Source organism: Xanthobacter autotrophicus, from assembly GCF_030015065.1.
In the GTDB taxonomy this organism is placed as follows: Bacteria; Pseudomonadota; Alphaproteobacteria; order Rhizobiales; family Xanthobacteraceae; genus Xanthobacter; species Xanthobacter autotrophicus_D.
In genome coordinates, this window is the sequence record NZ_JAIVFN010000468.1 from 1 (window position 1) to 425 (window position 425).

General features: G+C 68.0%; 1 protein-coding gene. It reads left to right on the forward strand.

All coding sequences use genetic code 11. The annotated features are described in order from the left end of the window. On the forward strand, window positions 1-425 hold a 425-nt coding region (locus K9U40_RS24075), incomplete at both ends, for an aminotransferase class I/II-fold pyridoxal phosphate-dependent enzyme (protein ID WP_282892565.1).

Sequence of the window (425 nt, forward strand, 5' to 3'; positions counted from 1 at the left end):
CATCGAGCAGGGCGACGAGATCCTCATGCCGGACCCGAGCTATCCCTGCAACCGGCATTTCGTGAGCGCGGCGGACGGCCGGGCGGTGATGGTGCCCTCCACCGCCGGAGAGCGCTTCCAGCTCAGCGCCGCCAAGGTCGCCGCCCACTGGGGCCCGAAGACGCGCGGCGTGCTGCTGGCCTCGCCCTCCAACCCCACGGGCACCCCGATCGCTCCCGATGAACTGCGCCGCATCCATGCCGAAGTGCAGTCGCGGGGCGGCACCACGATCATCGATGAGATCTATCTCGGCCTCTCGCACGACGAGGCCTTCGGCCAGACCGCGCTGGCGATCGGCGACGACATCGTCAGCATCAACAGCTTCAGCAAATACTTCAACATGACCGGCTGGCGGCTCGGCTGGATGGTCGTGCCCGAGGCCATGG